The organism is Micromonospora sp. CPCC 206060 (genome assembly GCF_036906895.1).
Lineage (GTDB): Bacteria > Actinomycetota > Actinomycetes > Mycobacteriales > Micromonosporaceae > Micromonospora.
In genome coordinates this window covers 1-838 of sequence record NZ_JBAKHU010000261.1, presented here as the reverse complement: position 1 = coordinate 838, position 838 = coordinate 1, and the positions used below count along the sequence as shown (strand labels likewise).

Below are 838 nucleotides of genomic sequence, written 5' to 3'. Positions count from 1 at the left end.
CGCAACGTGCGACCCTCATGACCAGGCTGCCCACCCGGCCGCCGACCCGAACGCGCCCGCAACGACCTCGGCGCCGGCTTGGCCAGCCCATCCGACGACGGCGGCCGCGACGAGTTCGACGAGTCCTGCCCGAGCCGAGCCCGCAGATCCGCGTTCTCCGCCCGCAACACCGCGTTTTCCCGCCGCAACACCGCGTTTTCCCGCCGCAACCCGGCGTTGTCCCGCTCCAACTCAAGAACCCGGGCCTCCAACCGGGCAAGCCGCTCAAGCAGCTCCACGATGGACGGCGTTCCGGACACCCAACCATGATCCAACCCGAACGACCCAGGTCAAGCCGACCCGCCGACGAGCACCTGACCAGTCACGGTTCTTCTTGGTCATAGCTTCTCCTGCGACACGGCCCACGCTCGCGCCGCCAGAAGGCAGACACGGATGAACTGCGCTGCGTCGGAGCCGCTTGTCCGCTGGCTGAACCGGCGTGGGCGTCTGTTCAGCAGGATCCGGCGGGCGCGTGCCGCCTCACGAATGAAGGTAGCCCGAGTGGAGCGCGGTAGCCAGCGTGGCACGCCGGCTCGTATGACCTCTAGGTACCACCGTTGACGGACCACCGCAGGAGCCGATCCCTTGGGCACTACCGGTCGGCCTCGCGCGCGTCGCCACGGCCGGGTGCGCCAATCCGAGAATCAATTCACTAGTCCGAGTGATCTACATCGGTCTTGTCGGAGATGGGCGTACCATTTCTGCAGCCCACTATCGACCGTAAGGAAGATCAGCTGTGACTGGTCAGGTGGTCGCTGCGCCGGTGGGTAGCCAGGGACAGCCGGCGACGAGTTCGGTG

Annotated in this window: 1 protein-coding gene; it reads right to left on the bottom strand. The window is 66.9% G+C overall.

The genetic code is table 11. The annotated features are described in order from the left end of the window. On the bottom strand, positions 1 to 251 hold a 251-nt coding region (locus V6U90_RS33620; protein WP_442933690.1), incomplete at its 3' end, for a DUF6444 domain-containing protein. Positions 252 to 838: the final 587 nt, after the last annotated feature.